This is a genomic window from Nocardioides sp. (genome assembly GCF_035429765.1).
Classification (GTDB): domain Bacteria; phylum Actinomycetota; class Actinomycetes; order Propionibacteriales; family Nocardioidaceae; genus Nocardioides.
On sequence record NZ_DAOMFK010000311.1, the window covers coordinates 1 to 2,269 of the forward strand.

The 2,269-nt window shown below is 72.2% G+C and carries 2 protein-coding genes; both read left to right on the plus strand.

Annotated elements, in window-relative coordinates:
* The first annotated feature begins 189 nt into the window (after positions 1–189).
* Entirely contained in the window at positions 190–1,281 is a 1,092-nt protein-coding gene (locus PLP61_RS16620) for a PfkB family carbohydrate kinase (protein ID WP_324503879.1), read from the plus strand.
* Entirely contained in the window at positions 1,278–2,210 is a 933-nt protein-coding gene (locus PLP61_RS16625) for a pseudouridine-5'-phosphate glycosidase (RefSeq protein ID WP_324503881.1), read from the plus strand. The genes PLP61_RS16620 and PLP61_RS16625 overlap by 4 nt, the downstream gene beginning before the upstream one ends.
* Positions 2,211–2,269 lie beyond the last annotated feature (59 nt).

Sequence of the window (2,269 nt, forward strand, 5' to 3'; positions counted from 1 at the left end):
GGCGCGGCCGGGCCGGGCAGCGCGGCGGCAAGGAGCAGCGCGCTGGCCAGCACGGGGGCGACGGCGAGGGTGCGCAGACGGGGCATGGGGTTCCTTCCCTGGGGAGCAGCGGGCCAGTCTAGGCGGGCTTGACGACGCCCGGGGCATTTGCTTATCATAATAAATGTGTCTTATCCGGATCAAGAGAGCATGACCCCCCGTGAGCAGCAGATCGTCGACCTGCTCCGCCACGACCCGCTGCTGAACGCGGACACGATCGCGGCCCGCATCGGGTCGACCCGCGCCTCGGTGAACGTCCACCTGTCGAACCTGGGCCGCAAGGGCGTCATCCGCGGGCGCGGCTACATCCTCAACGAGCGCCCGCACGTGGTGGTGCTGGGCGGCGCCGCCATGGACGTCAAGGCGCGCAGCCGGGCCCCCCTGGTGCCGGGGACGAGCAACCCCGGGGTCGCCTCCATGACGCCGGGAGGCGTCGGGCGCAACGTCGCGGAGAACCTGGCTCGGCTCGGCACCCGGACCTACCTGGTGGCGGCCCTGGGGCCCGACGAGGTGGGGGACCGGGTCGTGGACGCCACCCGCCGGGCGGGGGTGCGGGTGGACCACATCTGGCGCACCGCCGAGCGGACCGGCACCTACACCGCCGTGCTCGACGAGAAGGGCGAGATGGTCCTCGCCGTGGCCGACATGGAGGCCACCAGCGACATGACGCCCGAGCAGGTTGCCCGGACCCGCGACCTGGTGGCCCAGGCCGGGCTGCTGGTCATCGACAGCAACCTGAGCACCGCCACGATCCGGTTCGCGCTCGACCTCGCCTCGAGCGCCGGCGTCCGCGTGGTGGTGGAGCCGGTGAGCGTCCCGAAGGCCCGACTGCTGGCCCCGCTGATCGACGGCTCGTCCCCGGTCCACACCATCACCCCGAACCTCGGGGAGCTCGCCGCGCTGGTCGACGCCGAGGTCCGTGACGACGCCGAGCTCACCGCCGCGGTGGAGCGGCTGCACGACCGCGGCGTCGACAACGTCTGGGTACGCCTCGGCAGCCGCGGCTCGCTGCTCAGCAGCCACGGCGAGCAGCAGCGCTTCGCGGCGTACCCCACCGAGGTCGTCGACGTGACCGGCGCCGGCGACTCCATGCTGGCCGCCTACTGCCACGCCCTGCTCGAGGGCCTCCCGCTCGACCGGTGCGTCAGCTACGGCCACGCCGCGGCGGCGCTGACCGTCGCCAGCCCCCAGACCGTCCGATCCGATCTCACCGACCAACAACTGAGGAGCATGTCCGCATGACAGAGACCACCCTGCGACCCGGGTTCAGCTACACCGAGGAGGTGGCCGAGGCGCTCACCTCCGGAGCACCCGTGGTGGCCCTGGAGAGCACCATCATCAGCCACGGCATGCCCTACCCCCAGAACATCGAGATGGCGCGTGAGATCGAGGACCTGGTACGCGCGCACGGCGCGGTGCCGGCCACGCTCGCCGTGATCGGCGGCCGGCCGAGCATCGGGCTGGAGCCCGCCGAGCTCGAGCTGCTGGCGCAGGACGAGGACGTCCTCAAGGTCAGCGTCCGCGACCTCCCCTTCGTCATCGCGACGGGCCGGCACGGCGCCACCACCGTGGCCGCCACCATGCGGCTGTCCGCGCTGGCCGGGATCGACACGTTCGTCACCGGCGGCCTCGGCGGCGTCCACCGCGGCGCCCCGCGGACCTTCGACATCTCCGCCGACCTGACCGAGCTCGGGCAGACGTCGGTGGCCGTCGTCAGCGCCGGCGTCAAGAGCATCCTCGACATCGGACTGACGCTGGAGTACCTGGAGACCGAAGGCGTGCCGGTGCTCGTCAACGGCAGCGAGGAGTTCCCGTCGTTCTTCTCCCGTGGTAGCGGGTTCCCCTCGCCCCTGGTGGTGGACGGTCCCGAGGAGATCGCCGCGGTCATGCACGCCAAGTGGTCCAACGGGCTCCCCGGCGGCCTCGCGATCGCCAACCCGATCCCCGCCGAGGACGAGATCCCGGCCGCGGAGATGGCCGGGGTGATCGAGCAGGCGCTGACCGAGATGGACGAGCGCGGCATCCGCGGCAACGCCGCCACCCCGTTCCTGCTGGGCCGGATCGTCGAGCTCACCGACGGCGCCTCGCTCCAGGCCAACATCGCGCTGGTCCGGGCGAACGCCCGGCTCGGGGCCGCCGTCGCCGTCGCCTACAAGAACCTCGCCCGCTGACCCTGACCCTGACCCGGCACGAGGGGCAGGGATGAGCACAGCGCGGAAGATCCCAGTCA

Coding starts and splice junctions, on each gene's coding strand:
- PLP61_RS16620 (WP_324503879.1), top strand. CDS start 190: ATGACCCCCCGTGAGCAGCAGATCGTCGACCTGCTCCGCCACGACCCG.
- PLP61_RS16625 (WP_324503881.1), top strand. CDS start 1,278: ATGACAGAGACCACCCTGCGACCCGGGTTCAGCTACACCGAGGAGGTG.